This is a genomic window from Methyloceanibacter sp. (genome assembly GCF_035650995.1).
Taxonomy (GTDB): Bacteria; Pseudomonadota; Alphaproteobacteria; order Rhizobiales; family Methyloligellaceae; genus Methyloceanibacter.
In genome coordinates this window covers 1-17,267 of record NZ_DASRGO010000121.1, presented here as the reverse complement: position 1 = coordinate 17,267, position 17,267 = coordinate 1, and the positions used below count along the sequence as shown (strand labels likewise).

Annotated in this window: 17 protein-coding genes; 7 read left to right on the top strand and 10 right to left on the bottom strand. The window is 65.3% G+C overall.

The genetic code is table 11. The features are described from left to right. The first annotated feature begins 154 nt into the window (after positions 1-154). From recA to VFB18_RS09000, 3 genes are all read left to right on the top strand, one after another. Positions 155-1,306: a recombinase RecA gene (recA, locus tag VFB18_RS09010; RefSeq protein WP_324973844.1), complete on the top strand. Its 1,152-nt coding sequence runs from the start codon at positions 155-157 to the stop codon at positions 1,304-1,306. 390 nt (positions 1,307-1,696) lie between these two features. Then, entirely contained in the window at positions 1,697-4,450 is a 2,754-nt protein-coding gene (alaS, locus tag VFB18_RS09005) for an alanine--tRNA ligase (RefSeq protein WP_324973879.1), read from the top strand. A 3-nt stretch (positions 4,451-4,453) separates the two neighbouring features. Next, positions 4,454-5,695, top strand: coding sequence for a cyclic nucleotide-gated ion channel (locus tag VFB18_RS09000; RefSeq protein ID WP_324973841.1), 1,242 nt, complete (start codon positions 4,454-4,456; stop codon positions 5,693-5,695). A 7-nt stretch (positions 5,696-5,702) separates the two neighbouring features. On the opposite strand, the gene VFB18_RS08995 is transcribed toward VFB18_RS09000, so the two are convergent. Beyond that, a complete protein-coding gene (locus tag VFB18_RS08995; RefSeq protein WP_324973838.1) occupies positions 5,703-6,929 on the bottom strand; it encodes an NADP-dependent isocitrate dehydrogenase in 1,227 nt (408 codons plus the stop codon). Positions 6,930-7,007: 78 nt separating this feature from the next. On the opposite strand from VFB18_RS08995, the gene VFB18_RS08990 reads away from it, so the two are divergent. From VFB18_RS08990 to rpsD, 3 genes are all read left to right on the top strand, one after another. Then, on the top strand, positions 7,008-7,814 hold the full coding sequence (locus VFB18_RS08990) for an RNA methyltransferase (RefSeq protein WP_324973836.1): 807 nt from the start codon (positions 7,008-7,010) through the stop codon (positions 7,812-7,814). A gap of 74 nt (positions 7,815-7,888) precedes the next feature. Then, positions 7,889-8,689: a hypothetical protein gene (locus VFB18_RS08985; RefSeq protein WP_324973833.1), complete on the top strand. Its 801-nt coding sequence runs from the start codon at positions 7,889-7,891 to the stop codon at positions 8,687-8,689. 174 nt (positions 8,690-8,863) lie between these two features. Further along, on the top strand, positions 8,864-9,481 hold the full coding sequence (gene rpsD, locus VFB18_RS08980; RefSeq protein WP_324973830.1) for a 30S ribosomal protein S4: 618 nt from the start codon (positions 8,864-8,866) through the stop codon (positions 9,479-9,481). A 57-nt stretch (positions 9,482-9,538) separates the two neighbouring features. On the opposite strand, the gene VFB18_RS08975 is transcribed toward rpsD, so the two are convergent. The 9 genes from VFB18_RS08975 to purC form a co-directional block, all read right to left on the bottom strand. Continuing rightward, positions 9,539-10,348, bottom strand: coding sequence for a DUF2182 domain-containing protein (locus VFB18_RS08975; protein WP_324973876.1), 810 nt, complete (start codon positions 10,346-10,348; stop codon positions 9,539-9,541). 2 nt (positions 10,349-10,350) lie between these two features. After that, positions 10,351-10,983: a DUF1326 domain-containing protein gene (locus tag VFB18_RS08970; protein ID WP_324973828.1), complete on the bottom strand. Its 633-nt coding sequence runs from the start codon at positions 10,981-10,983 to the stop codon at positions 10,351-10,353. 69 nt (positions 10,984-11,052) lie between these two features. Continuing rightward, a complete protein-coding gene (locus VFB18_RS08965; protein WP_324973825.1) occupies positions 11,053-11,691 on the bottom strand; it encodes a DUF1326 domain-containing protein in 639 nt (212 codons plus the stop codon). 80 nt (positions 11,692-11,771) lie between these two features. After that, complete coding sequence (gene grxD / locus VFB18_RS08960) at positions 11,772-12,125, bottom strand: Grx4 family monothiol glutaredoxin (RefSeq protein WP_324973822.1); 354 nt, start codon at positions 12,123-12,125, stop codon at positions 11,772-11,774. A 27-nt stretch (positions 12,126-12,152) separates the two neighbouring features. Beyond that, a complete protein-coding gene (locus VFB18_RS08955) occupies positions 12,153-12,383 on the bottom strand; it encodes a BolA family transcriptional regulator (RefSeq protein WP_324973819.1) in 231 nt (76 codons plus the stop codon). A 29-nt stretch (positions 12,384-12,412) separates the two neighbouring features. After that, the gene (gene purL, locus VFB18_RS08950; protein ID WP_324973816.1) at positions 12,413-14,638 is read right to left on the bottom strand and encodes a phosphoribosylformylglycinamidine synthase subunit PurL; all 2,226 of its coding nucleotides are present in this window, start codon (positions 14,636-14,638) and stop codon (positions 12,413-12,415) included. After that, positions 14,635-15,324 carry a phosphoribosylformylglycinamidine synthase subunit PurQ gene (gene purQ / locus VFB18_RS08945; protein WP_324973813.1) on the bottom strand — a complete coding sequence of 230 codons (690 nt, stop codon included), beginning with the start codon at positions 15,322-15,324 and terminating at the stop codon, positions 14,635-14,637. The genes purL and purQ overlap by 4 nt, the downstream gene beginning before the upstream one ends. A 125-nt stretch (positions 15,325-15,449) precedes the next feature. Beyond that, a complete protein-coding gene (purS, locus tag VFB18_RS08940; RefSeq protein ID WP_324973810.1) occupies positions 15,450-15,695 on the bottom strand; it encodes a phosphoribosylformylglycinamidine synthase subunit PurS in 246 nt (81 codons plus the stop codon). 17 nt (positions 15,696-15,712) lie between these two features. Continuing rightward, entirely contained in the window at positions 15,713-16,483 is a 771-nt protein-coding gene (gene purC, locus VFB18_RS08935; protein WP_324973807.1) for a phosphoribosylaminoimidazolesuccinocarboxamide synthase, read from the bottom strand. Between the two features lie 304 nt (positions 16,484-16,787). Between purC and VFB18_RS08930 the strand changes: the two genes are divergently transcribed. Next, on the top strand, positions 16,788-17,117 hold the full coding sequence (locus tag VFB18_RS08930; RefSeq protein ID WP_324973803.1) for a DUF1476 domain-containing protein: 330 nt from the start codon (positions 16,788-16,790) through the stop codon (positions 17,115-17,117). The last annotated feature ends 150 nt before the right edge of the window (positions 17,118-17,267 follow it).

Genomic DNA, 17,267 nt, shown 5'->3' with positions numbered 1-17,267 from the left:
GAACAAAACGTGTACAGTGCCTCTCGTGTCGTCCTTTCCCGCGCTCCGCACCCTCGCACCCCCCCGCAAGCCGCGTAGAGCGCGGGAAAGGGACGGCATCCGAAGAGCACGAATTGCGACTCGAAGCGGGCTTGTGAAATAAGGAGACTCTCACATGTTGAACGTCGCGCTGCGCCTCGTCGAAGGAGTTGAGATGGATAGAGAGAAGGCCCTCGAGGCGGCGATCTCCCAGATCGAGCGCGGCTTCGGCAAAGGCTCGATCATGCGGCTCGGCCAGAACGAGAAGGCCGTCGAGGTCGAGGCGATCTCGACCGGCTCGCTTGGTCTCGACATCGCGCTCGGCATCGGCGGGTTGCCGCGCGGCCGCGTCATCGAGATTTACGGCCCGGAATCCTCGGGCAAGACCACGCTCGCCCTCCACGTTATTGCCGAGGCGCAGAAGAGGGGCGGCATTTGCGGCTTCATCGACGCGGAGCACGCGCTCGATACGGTCTATGCGCGGAAGCTCGGCGTCGACCTCGAACATCTCCTCATCTCCCAGCCCGATACCGGCGAGCAGGCGCTCGAGATCGCCGACACGCTGGTGCGCTCGGGCGCGATCGACGTGCTCGTGATCGATTCGGTCGCGGCGCTCACCCCCAAGGCCGAGCTTGAAGGCGAAATGGGCGAGCAGCTTCCGGGCTTGCAGGCGCGCCTCATGAGCCAGGCCTTGCGCAAGCTCACCGCCTCGATCTCGAAGTCGCGCTGCATGGTGATCTTCATCAACCAGATCCGCATGAAGATCGGGGTGATGTTCGGGAGCCCCGAGACCACGAGCGGGGGCAACGCGCTCAAATTCTACGCCTCGGTCCGCCTCGACATCCGCCGCATCGGCGCCATCAAGGAGCGCGAGGAGGTGGTCGGCAACCAGACCCGCGTGAAGGTGGTCAAGAACAAGGTGGCCCCGCCCTTCAAGCAGATCGAGTTCGACATCATGTACGGCGAGGGCATCTCCAAGACGGGCGAGCTCGTTGATCTCGGGGTCAAGGCCGGGATCGTCGAGAAGTCTGGCGCCTGGTTCTCCTTCGATAGCGAGCGCATCGGCCAGGGCCGGGAGAACGCCAAGGCCTATCTCAAGGAGCATCCCGAGACCGCCCAGAGGATCGAGCGGGCCATCCGCCAGAATGCCGGCCTCCTTGCCGGCCAGATCCTCGAAGGGACCGCCGAGGCTGCGGGCGACGACGAGGGCTCTGGCACCGGCTTTGCCGAAGGCGAGGGTGTGACGCCTCTCCCCGGGGGCGCCCGCCGAGGAAAACGCGGCGCTTAGGTGCAGAGGCTTAAGCCTAAGGCTTGCGGGAACCCTTAGGTCCAAGGACTTGGAGGCCTCCGCTCGATGTGGCGGGTCGAAGGGGCCGCTTGCCAGTCCCTTGTCCTCACCTTATGTCTGACGCGGGACCGCGAGCGCCCTCGACCTCCGGAGGGGAGGCAGGGCGCGGCGGTCTTTTACGTCAAGCCTGACTGGCCGGTGCGCGGCCCCTCGAAACCTCTGAAAGCTTTCGCGAGAGTTTATGCTTTGGCGAGAGAGGTCTGATAAAAGGCCCGTATCACCGCGCCAACAAGGGTCTCCGCGAACGACGCCATCATGAGCTCAGCCAAATCCTCGACCGCCAAGCCGAAAGGGCAGTCGCGCGCGCATGCCCTCGCAGACGGGCGCGAGATGAAGAGCGCGCCTTCGAGCCCAAGGCCCTCGCGCACCAACGACATCCGCGCGGCCTTTCTCGACTACTTCGCCAGGAACGACCACGAGGTCGTGCCCTCCGCGCCGCTCGTTCCCCGCAACGATCCCACCCTGATGTTCACCAATGCCGGCATGGTGCCGTTCAAGAACGTGTTCACCGGCCAGGAGAAGCGCGCGAAGCCGCGCGCGGCCTCGGCGCAGAAATGCGTGCGCGCCGGCGGCAAGCACAACGACCTCGACAATGTCGGCTACACCGCGCGCCACCACACCTTCTTCGAAATGCTCGGCAATTTCTCCTTCGGCGATTATTTCAAGGAGCGCGCGATCCTGCTCGCCTGGGAGCTCCTCAGTCGCGACTTCGCCCTCGATAAGAGCCGCCTCCTGATCACCGTCTATGAAGACGACGACGAGGCGGCGAAGCTCTGGCGCAAGATTTCGGGCTTCCCCGACGAGAAGATCATCCGCATCGCTGGCGCCGACAATTTTTGGTCGATGGGCGACACGGGACCCTGCGGTCCGTGCTCGGAGATCTTCTACGATCACGGGCCGACCGTTGCCGGCGGCCCGCCCGGAAGCGCCGACGCCGACGGCGACCGCTTCGTCGAGATCTGGAACCTCGTGTTCATGCAGTTCGAGCAGCTCCCTGGCGGCGAGCGCGTGCCCTTGCCGCGTCCCTCGATCGACACCGGCATGGGGCTCGAGCGCATCGCCGCGGTGATGCAGGGCACCCACGACAATTACGCCATCGATCTGTTCCGCACGTTGATCGCGGCCTCGGTCGATCTCACCGGGATTCCCGCGCAGGGCGAGAATGCGCCGCATCACCGCGTCGTCGCCGATCATTTGCGCGCGTGTTCCTTCCTCATCGCCGATGGCGTCCTGCCCTCCAACGAGGGCAGGGGATACGTGCTGCGGCGCATCATGCGCCGCGCCATGCGGCATGCGCACATTTTGGGCGCCAAGGAGCCCCTGATGCACCGTCTGGTGCCCGCGCTTATCGGCGAGATGGGCCGTGCCTATCACGAGCTCGAGCGCGGCCAGAGCCTGATCGAGGAGACCCTCAAACTCGAGGAGACGCGCTTTCGCGAAACGCTCGACCGGGGCCTTAAGCTCCTCGACGAGGAGGCGGGGCACCTCAAGCGCGGCGACACGCTGCCGGGCGAGGTCGCCTTCAAGCTCTACGACACCTACGGTTTCCCCTACGACCTCACCGAGGATGCATTGAAGGCTCGCGGCATCGGCGTCGATGCATCCGGCTTCGCCGCTGCCATGGAGCGCCAGCGCGCCGAGGCGCGCAAATCCTGGGCGGGCTCGGGCGAGGCGGCCACCGACAAGCTCTGGTTCGAGCTGAAGGAGGAACTCGGCGCGACCGAGTTCCTGGGTTATGAGACGGAAGCGGCCTCCGGCGAGATCGTCGCCCTGGTCAAGGACGGCGCGCGGGTCAAGACGCTGAAGGAAGGCGAGCGCGGCACCGTCATCGTCAATCAGACTCCGTTCTACGCCGAATCCGGCGGCCAGATCGGCGACCGCGGCTGGCTCACCAAAGGCAAGGGCACCGTCTTCCTTGTCAGCGACACGCAGAAAAAGCTGCACGGTCTCTTCCTGCACGAGGGCGTGGTCGAGAAGGGGACGCTCCATGTCGGCGATTCGGTCGAGCTCGAGGTCGATCACACGCGCCGCACGGCGACCCGCGCGCATCACTCCGCGACACACCTGTTGCACGAGGCGCTGCGCCAGGTTCTGGGGCTCCACGTGGCGCAGAAGGGCTCGCTCGTCGAGCCCGGCCGGCTCAGGTTCGACTTCTCGCATCCGAAGCCGATGACCCACGCCGAGATCCGCGCCGTCGAGGATCTGGTGAACGCCATGATCCTCCAGAACGAGCCGGTCGAGACCCATCTGATGACGCCCGAGGCCGCCATCGCGCAGGGCGCGCTCGCGCTGTTCGGGGAGAAATACGGCGAAGAGGTACGTGTCGTCTCGATGGGCGTGAGCGACAAGAGCACGAAGTCCGGCCACGCATACTCCATCGAGCTCTGCGGCGGCACCCATGTCCGCCGCACCGGCGACATCGGTCTCCTCAAGATCGTGAGCGAGAGCGCGGTCGCCTCGGGCGTGCGCCGGATCGAGGCCCTGACCGGGGAAGCGGCGCGGAATTACCTCGCCGCGCAGGACGAGCGCGTGCGCGAGGCGGCCGAGCTGCTCAAGGTCGCTCCCGACGAGGTGATCACGCGGCTTGCCGCGATCATCGACGAGCGGCGCAAGCTCGAGCGCGAGTTGGCCGAAAGCCGAAAGAAACTTGCGCTCGGCGGGGGCGCGGGCGCCCAAGGCGAGGAGTCCAATATCGTCGAGGTCGGCGGAACGAAGTTCTTCCGCCTCCGCGTCGCGGGCCTGCCCAACAACGACCTGAAGGCCCTGGCCGACGAGGGCAAGGCCAAGGTGAAGTCCGGGATCGTGGCCATCGCCAACACCGCGCCCGACGGCAAGGGCGGGCTCGTGGTCGGGGTCACCGACGACCTGACCGGCCGCTTCAACGCCGTCGATCTCGTGCGCGCCGGGGCCGAGGCGCTCGGCGGCAAGGGCGGCGGCGGACGCCCGGACCTCGCCCAGGCCGGAGGCCCCGACGGCGCGCGCGCCGATCAGGCGCTCGAGGCGATCGCGGCCAAGATCGCGGGCACGGGCGAAGCGCAAGCCTCCGACAGCGCAGAAGCCAAACGTCGCGCCGGGCACGGCTAGGGCATGGCGAAGACGACCGCCTGGCTGAGATGGCGGCGCGAGGTTCACGACATCCTCGAGGTCGGCGGCGCTGCGCATCCGATCGGGCGCCTGGTCAACGCCTTCATCATCCTCCTCGTCGTGCTGAATGCGGCCGCCTTCGCGCTCGAGACGGTGGGCGATCTCGGCACCCGTTACGCCACGGCCTTCGCCGCGCTCAATGTCTTCTCGGTTGCCGTCTTCACCGTCGAATATGTGCTGCGCATGTGGAGCGCGGTCGACATCCCGATGCTGAGCCGCATGGCGCCCTGGCGCGCGCGGCTGCACTTTGCGTTACGGCCGATCATGGTAATCGACTTCCTCGCCTTTGCGCCCTGGTACCTCGAATGGTTGTTCCCGGTCGATCTCAGGGTGTTGCGCGTGCTCAGGCTGTTCCGTCTGCTCAAGCTCGTGCGCTATTCGCCGGCGCTTCAGACGCTCGGCCGCGTTCTTGCCGAGGAGAAGCGCGCCCTGTTCGGCGCTTTTCTCATCATGATCATCCTGCTGTTCTTCGCCTCGACCGGCATGTACCTGCTCGAGCGTACGGCGCAGCCCGAGAAGTTCGGCTCGATTCCGGCCGCCGCGTGGTGGGCGCTCGCCACGCTCACCACCATCGGCTATGGCGACGTCGTGCCGGTCACGCCGTGGGGAAAGCTCTTGGGCGGCGTGGTGATGCTGCTCGGCGTCGGCATGTTCGCGCTCCCCATCGCCATCCTCGCCACGGGTTTCAGCCAGGAGGCGAACCGGCACCAATTCGTGGTGACGTGGTCGATGGTCGCTCGCGTGCCGCTATTCGCCACCCTCGACGAGGCCGAGGTGGCGGAGATCGCGCGGCTCCTTTATTCGCGAACCTATATGCCGGGCGTTCCCATCGTGCGCGCGGGCGATCCCGGCGACGGCCTTTATTTGCTGGCGAGCGGCGAAGCGGCCGTCGAGCTCGGCGGCGGCAAGCGCGCCATCCTGAAGGAAGGCGACTTCTTCGGCGAGATGGCGCTGCTCGACCACCGCCGGCGCAAATACGATGTCATCGCCAAGACGCGGTGCCGGGCCTATGTGCTCGACAACGAGGCGTTCGCGCGGCTGTGCCGCAAGCATCCGGAGATTTTGCACCGCATCCGCAAGGTGGCCGCCGAGCGGCGTGAGACCGACGCGACGAAGCCCGCGCGGAAAAAAACCGCGAGGCCGCGGCGCGCATCCGCCCGCGATGCCGAGTCCACCGAACTCTGAGCGGGCTTTAGGCCGCAGCGCGGTCGCCCATCTCCTTCCTCAAATTGTCGTCGATCTTGTCGAGGAAGCCGCTCGTCGAGAGCCAGCTCTGGTCGGCGCCGACGAGAAGGGCGAGGTCCTTGGTCATGAACCCGGACTCGATCGTGCCCACCACCACGCGCTCGAGCGCCTCGGCGAAGCGCAGTAGCTCGGCGTTTTCGTCGAGCTTGGCGCGATGCTTGAGCGCGCCGGTCCAGGCGAACACCGAGGCCGTGGCGTTGGTCGAGGTCGCGCGGCCTTGGCTGTGCTGGCGGTAGTGGCGCGTCACCGTGCCGTGCGCGGCTTCGGCGAGCACGGTCTTGCCATCCGGCGTCATCAGCACGCTCGTCATCAGTCCAAGCGAGCCAAACCCTTGCGCCACCGTGTCGGACTGCACGTCTCCGTCATAATTCTTGCAGGCCCACACATAGCCGCCGGACCATTTCAGGCAGGCCGCAACCATGTCGTCGATCAGCCGGTGTTCGTAGGTGAGCCCGCGCTTGTCGAACTCGGCCTTGAATTCGTTGGCGAAGATCTCGGCGAAGATATCCTTGAAGCGGCCATCATAGGCCTTGAGGATTGTGTTCTTGGTCGAGAGATAGACCGGCATGTTGCGTGCAAGTCCGTAGTTGAACGTCGCGCGCGCGAAGTCGCGGATCGAGCTGTCGAGATTGTACATGCCGAGCGCGACGCCCGAGCCCTCGAAGGCGTGCACCTCGTGCTCGATCTTGGTGCCGTCCTCCCCGGTGAAGGTGATGGTGAGCTTGCCCTTGCCGGGCACGCGGAAATCGGTGGCGCGATAGACGTCGCCGTAGGCATGGCGGCCGATGACGATCGGCTTGGTCCAGCCCGGCACGAGGCGGGGCACGTTCTTGCAGATGATGGGTTCGCGGAAGATCACCCCGCCGAGGATGTTGCGGATGGTGCCGTTCGGCGACTTCCACATCTTCTTGAGCCCGAATTCCTTCACGCGGGCCTCGTCCGGCGTGATGGTCGCGCATTTCACGCCGACCCCGCAGGTCTGGATAGCGTGCGCCGCCTCGATGGTGACCTTATCGTCGGTCGCGTCGCGGTTCTGGATCGAAAGATCGAAATAGAGGAGCGGCAGGTCGAGATAGGGGAAGATCAGCTTTTCCTTGATCATCTGCCAGATGACTCGCGTCATCTCGTCCCCGTCGAGGTCTGCGATCGGGTTTTTCACCTTGATCTTGTTCACGATAATTGTCTCTCCGGCGCGGGAAGCGCTTTGCGCCCATTGCGGTCGATGGCGTCCCTATAGCATCGTGCTTCTGCAATGAAAGCAAGAGTTGAGAGCGTCTCCGCTGCCCCGTCGATCGTCCTCGTCAGACCGCAGCTTGGCGAGAATATCGGCTTTGCTGCCCGCGCGATGGCCAATTTCGGGCTCGCCGATTTACGCCTCGTCGCCCCGCGCGACGGCTGGCCGAGCGACAAGGCCGAGGCCGCCGCTGCAGGGGCCTCCCATGTCGTCGACGGCGCGCGCGTTTACGCCACCGTCGAGGAGGCGATCGCCAAGTTGAACTACGTGCTCGCGACGACGGCGAGGCCGCGCGGGATGGTGAAGCCCGTGCTCTCGCCGGAGCGCGCAGCGCTCGAGCTGAGACGAAGATCTTTGCTGGGCGAGTCGACCGGAGTTTTGTTCGGCCCCGAGCGGAGCGGCCTGGACAACGATACGATCGCGCTCGCCGATGCGATTCTAACCGCGCCGGTCAATCCCGATTTCGCTTCCTTGAGTCTGCCGCAGGCGGTGCTGCTCGTGGCTTACGAGTGGTTGAAGAGCGAAGGCGCCACCATTTCGCTCGGCCGAGGCACGTCTTTCGATAGGCCGGCGGCCGAGGGGATCGATCATGACGGTGCGCGCCCCGCCACGCGCGAGGAGCTGTTCGCGCTGTTCGCGCATCTCGAAGGCGAGCTCGATCGCGCCGGTTTCCTCTCTCCGCCGGAAAAGCGCTCCTCGATGGTGCGCAACATTCGCAACATGTTCCATCGCATGGGGGCGACCGAGCAGGATGTGCGCACCTGGCGCGGAATCGTTGCCGCGCTCTCGCGCGTCCGTCGAGCCAAGGGCGATAAGGTGTCATAGTTCCGCCCCGTTTCTCCTATTGCGATGGCCCTAAACGATGTTAGCTTCCGCCACCGGGAAGGAGGGGGGCTTTGATGCAACGGGCGTGGGTTCAGTGGGGCGGGGCCGCGGCTGCCGCAATGTTTGCGTTGCTCGTGGCGGCGCCTGTCGAGGGCGCCGACCAGTCTGGCGTGAGGCCCGTGGCGGAAGAGCTCGGTCAGCGCACCAAGCCCGCAGCTGCGCCCGAAGGCGAGCAGAAATCGGGAGGCTTGAGCGACAGCGCCGTGCGCGTGCTTATGACCTACGCGCTCTCCATCATTCCCGAGTCTTATCCTGGTCCTGACGGCAAGCCGATCAAGGTCGAGAAAGGGGACCCCAACAAGTTCGTCATTCCCGTCGACGATGCGCGCCGCGTCGTGCGTGCCGCCACCCGTTCGGCCTATGCCGAAGTCTGCGATCTGAAGGATCTCGAGCGCGCCAACTTTCAGGCCTTGATGCGCAGCGAGGAAGCCAAGAAGCTGTGGAGCAAGGATCAGATGCTGATGATCAGCGCGCTCCATATGTTCTCCGTCTCCTATTTCACCGGCAGCATCAAGATCACCACCAGCACGGAGGACGGCAAGCCTCAGGCAGGGGGCGCCGGCGCCGTGCCCGTATCCAAGGACGGCCAGTCCGCGAATTCCGCAGGCGCGGAGGCGCAAGGCGGCGACACTCAGGTTCTGGCACCGAAGCGTCCGACCTGCTCGCCCGACCAGAAGGTCAAGGTCACGAACGCGATCAACGCCTTCGTGGCGGCCAATCCCGTCGCCGAGGCCGACCCTAAGACGCCGCAGGCGGCCAAGCCTCCCAAAGCCCAAGCCGCTCCGCCGCCCGCAACCGCCACCGGCTCCAATTGACACTTTCCGCCATTCGCGTGTAGACAGCAGGCCGAAGCTCAGGCCTGCTCGGGCTCAGGCCGCTGCCGGAGAACAACCGGCGGGCCGCCGCCATCACCAGCAAGGGTTCTCGACTGACGGCGCGGGGCACAGATACCCGCGGAACAGCTTGATTTACTTTGGAGTCTTTGAGGCATGTCGAAACGCATTCACGCCAAGCATAAGATCGACCGGAGGCTCGGCGAGAATATTTGGGGCCGGCCCAAGAGCCCGTTCAACAAGCGCGAATACGGGCCGGGCGAGCATGGGCAGCGCCGCCGCGGCAAGCTGTCCGATTACGGCCAGCAGCTCAGGGCCAAGCAGAAGCTCAAGGGCTATTACGGCAACATCACCGAGAAGCAGTTCAAGGGGATCTACAAGGAGGCCGCGCGGCTGCGCGGCGACACGTCGGAAAAGCTGATCGGGCTCCTCGAGCGCAGGCTCGACGCCATCGTCTATCGCGCCAAGTTCGTCCCGACCGTGTTCGCTGCGCGCCAGTTCGTGAGCCACGGCCATGTGCGGGTCAACGGCCGCCGCGTGAACATCCCTAGCTATCGCTGCCGCGAAGGCGACGTGGTCGAAGTGCGCGACAAGGCCAAGGATGCCGGCATGGTGATCGAGGCCTCGCAGAGCTCCGAGCGCCAGGTGCCGGACTATCTCGAGGTCGACCACAATAAGATGTCGGCGAAGCTCGTCCGCATCCCGACCCTGACCGACGTGCCCTATCCTGTGATCATGGAACCGCACCTCGTCGTCGAGTTCTACTCGCGCTAGGGCGGGTATCGCTTCTTCGCTTCCGAGATGGCCGGGCCTTCGCCCGGCCATTGGTTTTCAGATGCCGGTAAGGACGATGAGCGCCGCGCCGGCTCCGATCAGCACGACGGCGATCGCCTTTGCCGCCACCGCGCCGAACGGGGCGAGCTTCTCGAATCCCACGATCAGCGCGAGCCCCGCGATCCACACGAGGTTCATGATGCCGCCGGCGAACAGGAGGAGCATCAGGGCAGCGCAGCAGCCGACGCAATAGGCGCCGTGGGCGAGTCCCATGCGGAAGGCGCCGAGCACGCCCGGTCGCCAATGGGCGGCGATGAAGGCGGCCGGTCCCCGGCAATGATTGAGACAGGCCGATTTCAGCGGCGTGAGCTGGTAGAGGCCGGCGGCGATCAGAAGCGCGCCGGACAGGAGGGCGCTGCGCGAGCTCATCATGGCGGAAAGGGCGCCCGCCCGCTCGAGCCCGAACTGAGCCGCAACCGCGAAGGCGCTGAAAAGACTCCACAAGGCGAGATATCCCGAAGCGAAGGCCGCGATCGAAGCGGAGGCATGGCGCGCCTTTCCCGCACTCTCCGCCTGCCGGACCACGCGGGCATAGAGCAGGATCATGGGAGAGGCCGACGGCAGCATCATCGCCACCATCATCACCGCCCACATGCAGAAGGCGATGAGCCAATAAAGCGGGGTCCAGGCCGAGCTCGATGCCGGCAGGGCAAACGGCATCAGCAAGCCGCTCATCGCCGCGGGGTCCATGCCGGTACCTGCGCCGGCAAGGACCGCAAGCCAGGACAAAAAGATAAGGAGCCCGAGCGCCCCGACGACGGCGGCGCTATCGCGCCTGGCGAGCATCTCGACCCAGGCGCCCGCCATGGTCACGCACGGACCATGCCGCTCTGGCAGAGATGGATGTGCGCGAACTGCCCGTAGCTGTCGGCAAGCTCGAAGCTGATCGGGGCTCCCGTTTTGGTCCATCCCCGCCCGATCTCGGCTTCGGCGAACTCGAACCCGTTCGGCTGCACGATACGCACGCGATGCTCGGCGCCGGTGATCGGGTTAAGGATCGGCTCGCCGCGCATGTCGACGACGCCCGCGATCTTGGCGCGCGCCTTGCGCCCGTCGATATCGAGCTCGAAATCGATATCGGCGATGATCGGCTCGTGCAGCCGCTCGCAGGTCGAGGCGAAGATCTGAAACACGGTCGCGCCGGGTTCGGTGTCCTCGCCGCGCAGGATGCGCAACAGCGCGTCTCGCTGTTCAGGGGTCGCGCGGCGGTCGATGACGTGCACGCCTTCGCCCTTGCCTTCATGGATGGGACCTGGCCAGCGGAAGATGCCACAGGCGCGAAGCCCATCGAGCCGGGTCGAGCCGTGGTAGCCGGTCTCGATGTCGAACACCGCAAGCCCGCGGCAATGGCCGTGGGTGGGTGGTGCGTTGAACTGACAGGGGCAGCCGTAATTGCAATTGCAGTTGCCGAACTCGCGGCCCTTGATCTCCCACTTAGTCATCGCGGTGTCTCCGCTCATCAGTCCAAGCGTAGAGGAGGCGGCCGCCGAAGTCTAATTGAGAGCGAACGGTCAGGCGCGCACGACGCCCCGGTTGTTCAGATGAATATGGGCGAACTGCCCATAAGTGTCGTTGACCTCAAATGCGATCGGCCCGCGCGTTTTAGATGATCCGCTGCCCATCTCGGCGAGGGTGTACTCAAAGCCGTTCGGAAGGTCGATGCGCGCCCTATGCTCGGCACCAGTGACAGGATTGCGGATCGGCTCGCCACGCATCTCAGCAAAACCATCCACGCTCACCTTGGCGGTCCGGCCCTCGACATCGATCGAGATTTCGATCGGCTTGAATGCGGGCGGCAGAACCTCGGAAAAGGTCGCGGCGAACACGTTCCAGATCGTGGTACCGGGCTCCGTGTTCTCGCCCGAGAGGATCGAGAGCAGGCCGGCACGCTGCGCTTCGTTCGCCTTCTCATCGATGATGAGGAAGGCTTTGCCGTTGCCCTCATGAATGGCGCCAGGCCAGGAAAAGATACCGACCACCTTGAGCCCGTCGAGCTTGACGTCTCCGTAATGGCCCTTGCCGATCTCGTAAGCGGCGATGGCGTGGCAATCCCCATGCGTCGGCAGAGCGTTGAACTGGCAGGGGCAGCCATAGGCGCAGTTGCAGTTGACGAATTCCGTCGCCTGGATGGCCCAGTCGATCATTTGCATTCCTCCCAGACCACAAGCACCCCGGAAAGCCGGACACACCGTCCCGGAGGGCTATTCCCTAAAAGCGGGCCAGATTGGGATCAGGCGTTCAGCGTCTGGGCGTTGTGGGCGATGCCCTTGGAGGTGAGCAGCTCCTGCAGCTCGCCCGCCTGGAACATCTCGCGCACGATATCGCAGCCGCCGATGAACTCGCCTTTCACATAGAGCTGCGGGATGGTCGGCCAGTTGGAATAGGCCTTGACGCCCTCGCGCACGCTCATGTCCTCGAGCACGTTGATATCTTTGAACTCGACGCCGAGATGACCGAGGATCTGCGCGACCTGCATGGAGAAGCCGCATTGCGGCATGGTCTTGGTGCCTTTCATGAACAGCACCACGTCGTTGCCCGCAATCTGCTTGGCGATCCAGTCTTGAACGTCACCCTGGGGGGTCATTGTGCGATCCTTTCCTTCGCGCGTCATCTATGGCGCGGCCGTCTTGAGCGCAAGGGCGTGTAGCACCCCGCCCATGTTTCCTTTGAGCGCGTCATAGACCATCTGGTGCTGCTGCACGCGCGTCTTGCCCCTGAAGGCCTCCGAGACGATGGTCGCCGCGTAGTGGTCGCCGTCGCCGGCGAGGTCTTCGATCCTGATCTCGGCATCGGGAAAGCGCTCCTTGATCAAGCGCGCAATGTCTTCAGCCGCCATGGCCATCGTGTGAACTCCTCCTGCCGGGCGCGATCTTAGCCGTGAGACATGAAGTGCGGCAACCAGTCCTCATGCGCGGCTTTCAGCGCGGCAAGGGGAAGCGGAGCCTCGCCGGGAAGCGTGAGCGCATCCCCGCCGACGCGGCCAATCAGCCTGACCGGCACCTTGGCCAGCGCCGCCGCCTTGTGGATCGCATCCGCCTTGTCGGGGGCAGCCGCGACGACGTAGCGCGCCTGGTCTTCGCCGAACCAGATGGCGTGAGCGGGGAGATTGTCGGGCGCGGGCTCGAGCCCGACACCGCGGCCGCCTGCCAAGGCCATCTCGGCGATGGCGACGAGCAGGCCGCCGTCCGAGACGTCGTGGACCGCCGATACCGCGCCGAGTCGGATGAGGTCGCGCACGAGTTCGCCCGCGGCTTTCTCCTGGACGAGATCGACCGGGGGAGGGGCGCCCTCGGTGCGGCCCGTCATCATCTCCTGATAGAGCGACTGCCCGAGATGTCCCGCCTCGGCGCCGAGCAAGAGGAGGATGTCGCCGTCGCGAGGCAGCGCGAGCCGCGCCATCGGGGCGCCGTCGGGGATGAGGCCGACACCGCCCACCGCTGGCGTCGGCGGAATGGCGACGCCGTTCGTTTCGTTGTAGAGCGAGACGTTCCCCGAAACGACCGGGAAGGCAAGCACTGAGCAGGCGTCCGCCATGCCTTCGACCGCTTCCGCGAACTCGCCCATGATCTCGGGGCGCTCGGGATTGCCGAAATTCATGCAGTCGGTGATGGCGAGCGGGTCGGCGCCGACCGCCGACAGATTGCGAAAGCATTCGGCGACCGCTTGTTTGGCGCCTTCGCGCGGATCGGCCGCGCAATAACGGGGCGTCACGTCGCACGAGATGGCGAGCGACTTGCCCGTGCCATGCACACGGACCACGGCGGCGTCGCCGCCTGGGCGCTGCACCGTATCGGCCATGACCATGTGGTCGTACTGCTCCCAGATCCAGCGCCGTGAACAGAGGGCAGGGCAGGCGATCAGCGCCTGTAGCGCCTGGAAGACGCTGTTCGGCGCCGGCACCTCGCGCGGATCGACCGCGGCCGGAGCGGGCTTTGCCGTCCATGGGCGCTCATAGACCGGCGCCTGGTGCGCGAGCGCGCCGAGCGGGATATCGGCCTCGACCATACCGCGATGGCGCACGACGAGGCGCCCGGTGTCGGTGGTGTAACCGATCACCGCGAAATCGAGCCCCCATTTCTTGAACACGCGCTCGGCGGTTCTCTCGGCTTCGGGCTTGATCACCATGAGCATGCGCTCCTGGCTCTCCGACAGCATCATCTCGTAGGCCGTCATGCCTTCCTCGCGGGTCGGGACCCGGTCGAGCTCGAGCTCGATTCCGACCCCGCCCTTGTCGGCCATCTCGACCGATGAGGAGGTGAGTCCGGCCGCGCCCATGTCCTGGATGGCGACGATCGCGTCCTCGGCCATCAGCTCGAGGCAGGCTTCGAGCAAGAGCTTCTCGGTAAAGGGATCGCCGACCTGCACGGTCGGGCGCTTGTCCTCGGAGGCCTCGTCGAACTCGGCGGAGGCCATGGTGGCGCCATGAATGCCGTCCCGGCCGGTTTTCGAGCCGACATAGACCACGGGCAGGCCCACGCCTCGTGCCGCCGACTTGAAGATGCGGTTCGCATCGACGAGCCCGACGCACATGGCGTTGACCAGGATGTTGTCGTTGTAACGTGCGTCGAAATTGGTTTCCCCGCCAACCGTGGGCACGCCCATGCAGTTGCCGTAATCGCCGATGCCTGAGACCACGCCCGCCACGAGGTGCCGCGTCTTGGGGTGATCGGGCGCGCCGAATCTGAGCGCGTTCATGTTGGCGATCGGGCGCGCGCCCATGGTGAACACGTCGCGCATGATGCCGCCGACCCCGGTCGCGGCGCCCTGATAGGGCTCGATATACGAGGGGTGGTTGTGGCTCTCCATCTTGAACACGGCCGCCTGGCCGTCGCCGAGCGAGACCACGCCCGCATTCTCGCCCGGTCCCTGGATGACCTGAGGGCCCGTGGTCGGGAGCTTCTTGAGCCATACTTTGGAAGATTTGTACGAGCAGTGCTCCGACCACATCACCGAAAAGATGCCGAGCTCGGTGAGCGACGGCTCGCGGCCGAGCCCTTCGAGCAGGAGCTTGTACTCCTCCGGTGACAGCCCGTGCTCGGCGATGATTGCCTCAGTGATCCCCTGCGCCCCCTTGGCTGCCCGCGCCGCTCCGCTCAATGAAGGGCCTCCACGAGAGAGGCGAACATCTTGGCGCCATCGGTGCCGCCTAGCGTTGCGTCGGCGAGCCGCTCGGGATGCGGCATGAGCCCGAGCACGGTGCCCGTCTCGTTGTAGACGCCGGCGATATTGTTGCGCGAGCCGTTGGGGTTGGCCTCGTCGGTGATCTCGCCCTGAGGGCCGCTATAACGGAATGCGACGAGGCCTTCGCCTTCGAGGCGGGCAAGCGTCTCCTCGTCGGCGAAATAGCTCCCGTCCTTGTGCGCGATCGGAAAGCGCACGACCGCGCCTTGCTCGTAATGGCGCGTGTAGATCGAATCGTTGCGTTCGACCCTGAGATACACGTCCTTGCAGATAAACTTGAGGGTGGAATTGCGCATCAGAACGCCGGGAAGGAGCCCCGCTTCGGTCAGCACCTGAAAGCCGTTGCAGATGCCGAGCACAGGCGTTCCGGCGCGCGCGCGCGCCGCCACCTCGCGCATCACCGGCGAATGCGCCGCCATCGCTCCCGAGCGGAGATAGTCGCCGTAGGAGAAGCCGCCGGGCAGAACGATCAGGTCGCTCTGAGGGATCACGCTGTCGCCGTGCCACACCATGGCGGGCGGGCGCCCCGTGGCGGCCTCGAGCGCCACCGCCGCGTCGCGGTCGCAATTCGATCCGGGAAAGACGATGACCGAGGCTCTCATGTTACCACTTCGGCTTTGTCATCGCCTGGCTTGCTCGGGCGATCCAGTAACCGCCGGCGAGGAATGCGCGATGCCCGCGCTCGCGGGCATGACAACCGCTTCGACAAAAGGAGGTGCGACCCTGCTCAGGCGGCCTCGAGCTCATAGGCGTAGTTCTCGATAATGGTGTTGGCGAGGAGCTGCTGGCACATGCGCTCGACCTCGGCGCGCGCAAGCTCGGGATCCTTCTCGGCGACCTCGACCTCGATATATTTCCCCTGCCTCACGTCTCCCACCGAGCCGAAGCCGAGCGCGTGCAGGGCGCCGGCGATCGCCTTGCCTTGCGGATCGAGCACCCCCGGCTTCAGGGTGATGGTGATGCGCGCCTTCATGCCCCCTCGCTCTCAAACTATTTCGAGCGCACCAGGACGGGCCCCGTGCGCGCGCGCGCGGCAGGCTCGACATGCAGCCCGAGCCGGCGGGCGACCTCCTGATAGGCCTCGACCAACCCGCCCATGTCGCGGCGGAAGCGGTCCTTGTCGAGCTTGTTCTGCGTTTCGATGTCCCACAGCCGCGCGCAATCGGGCGAGATCTCGTCCGCGAGCACGATGCGCATCGTCTCGTTCTCCCACAGCCGGCCGAACTCGCATTTGAAATCGACGAGCTTGATGCCGACGCCGAGGAAGAGGCCCGAGAGAAAATCATTGACGCGAAGCGCGAGCGACATGATGTCGTCGATCTCCTGCGGCGTGGCCCAGCCGAACGCGGTGATGTGCTCCTCGGTGACCATCGGGTCGCCGAGCTTGTCGTTCTTGTAGTAGAATTCGACGATCGAGCGGGGGAGGGCCGAGCCTTCGTCCATGCCGAGCCGGGTGGCGAGCGAACCGGCGGCCACGTTCCTGACTACGACCTCGAGCGGGATGATCTCGACCTCGCGGATCAGCTGCTCGCGCATGTTGAGGCGCTTGATGAAGTGCGTCGGCACGCCGACCTCTCCGAGCTTCTGGAACAAATATTCGGAGATGCGGTTGTTGAGGACGCCCTTGCCCTCGATCTTGTCGTGCTTCTTGTTGTTGAAGGCGGTGGCGTCATCCTTGAAGTGCTGGATGAGCGTTCCCGGCTCGGGACCTTCGTACAGGATCTTGGCCTTGCCTTCATAAATACGCCGGCGGCGGTTCATGTTTGGTTCCTCTACCATGGATGGCATCCGCTGCTGACAAACGCCGATTGCGCGGGGAAAGGGAGGCCCAATCCGCGCGCCAGGAGCAAGATCGCCATCGCCGGAATCGATTCAAGGGGTCTTGAGCGACCTTAGCCTATGGGGCGGGGGCATACAACGCCTTGAGCGGATTCGGGGCTTTCTCCCCGCAATTTGTTGATTTCCGGCCCTTTGGGCGTTATGCCTCGGCCGCGAGGAAGGCGCTTTTCCAACACTTTCTGCAGGTCTTGCCCCCCGGAACCGGGGGGCCCCTTGAGGAGGGCAGATGACGAACTTCGAGGATCGCGAGAAGGGCTTCGAGCGCAAATTCGCTCACGACGAGGAGCTCAAGTTCAAGGCGACCGCGCGGCGCAACAAGCTGCTCGGCCTGTGGGCGGCAGGCGAGCTTGGCATGAGCGGCGACGCGGCCCAGGCCTACGCGCGCGAGGTGATCAAGGCCGACCTCGAGCAGCCCGGCGAAGAGGACGTGTTCCGCAAGATCAGGAAGGATTTCGACGCCAAGGGCGTGAAGCTGTCGGACCACCAGATCCGCCGCAAGATGTCCGAGCTGATGGGCGAGGCGATCGCCCAGATCGAGGCCGAAGCCAAACCGTAAGCCAATCCATGGATCGCTTCCGCGAGGCGGCCAAAGCCCGCCGCACCCTGTTCAATGCCTGGCTCACGCTAAACAACCCCTTCCTCATCGAGCTGATCGGCGAGGCGGGGTGGGACTGCATCACCATCGACCAGCAGCACGGGCTTGGCG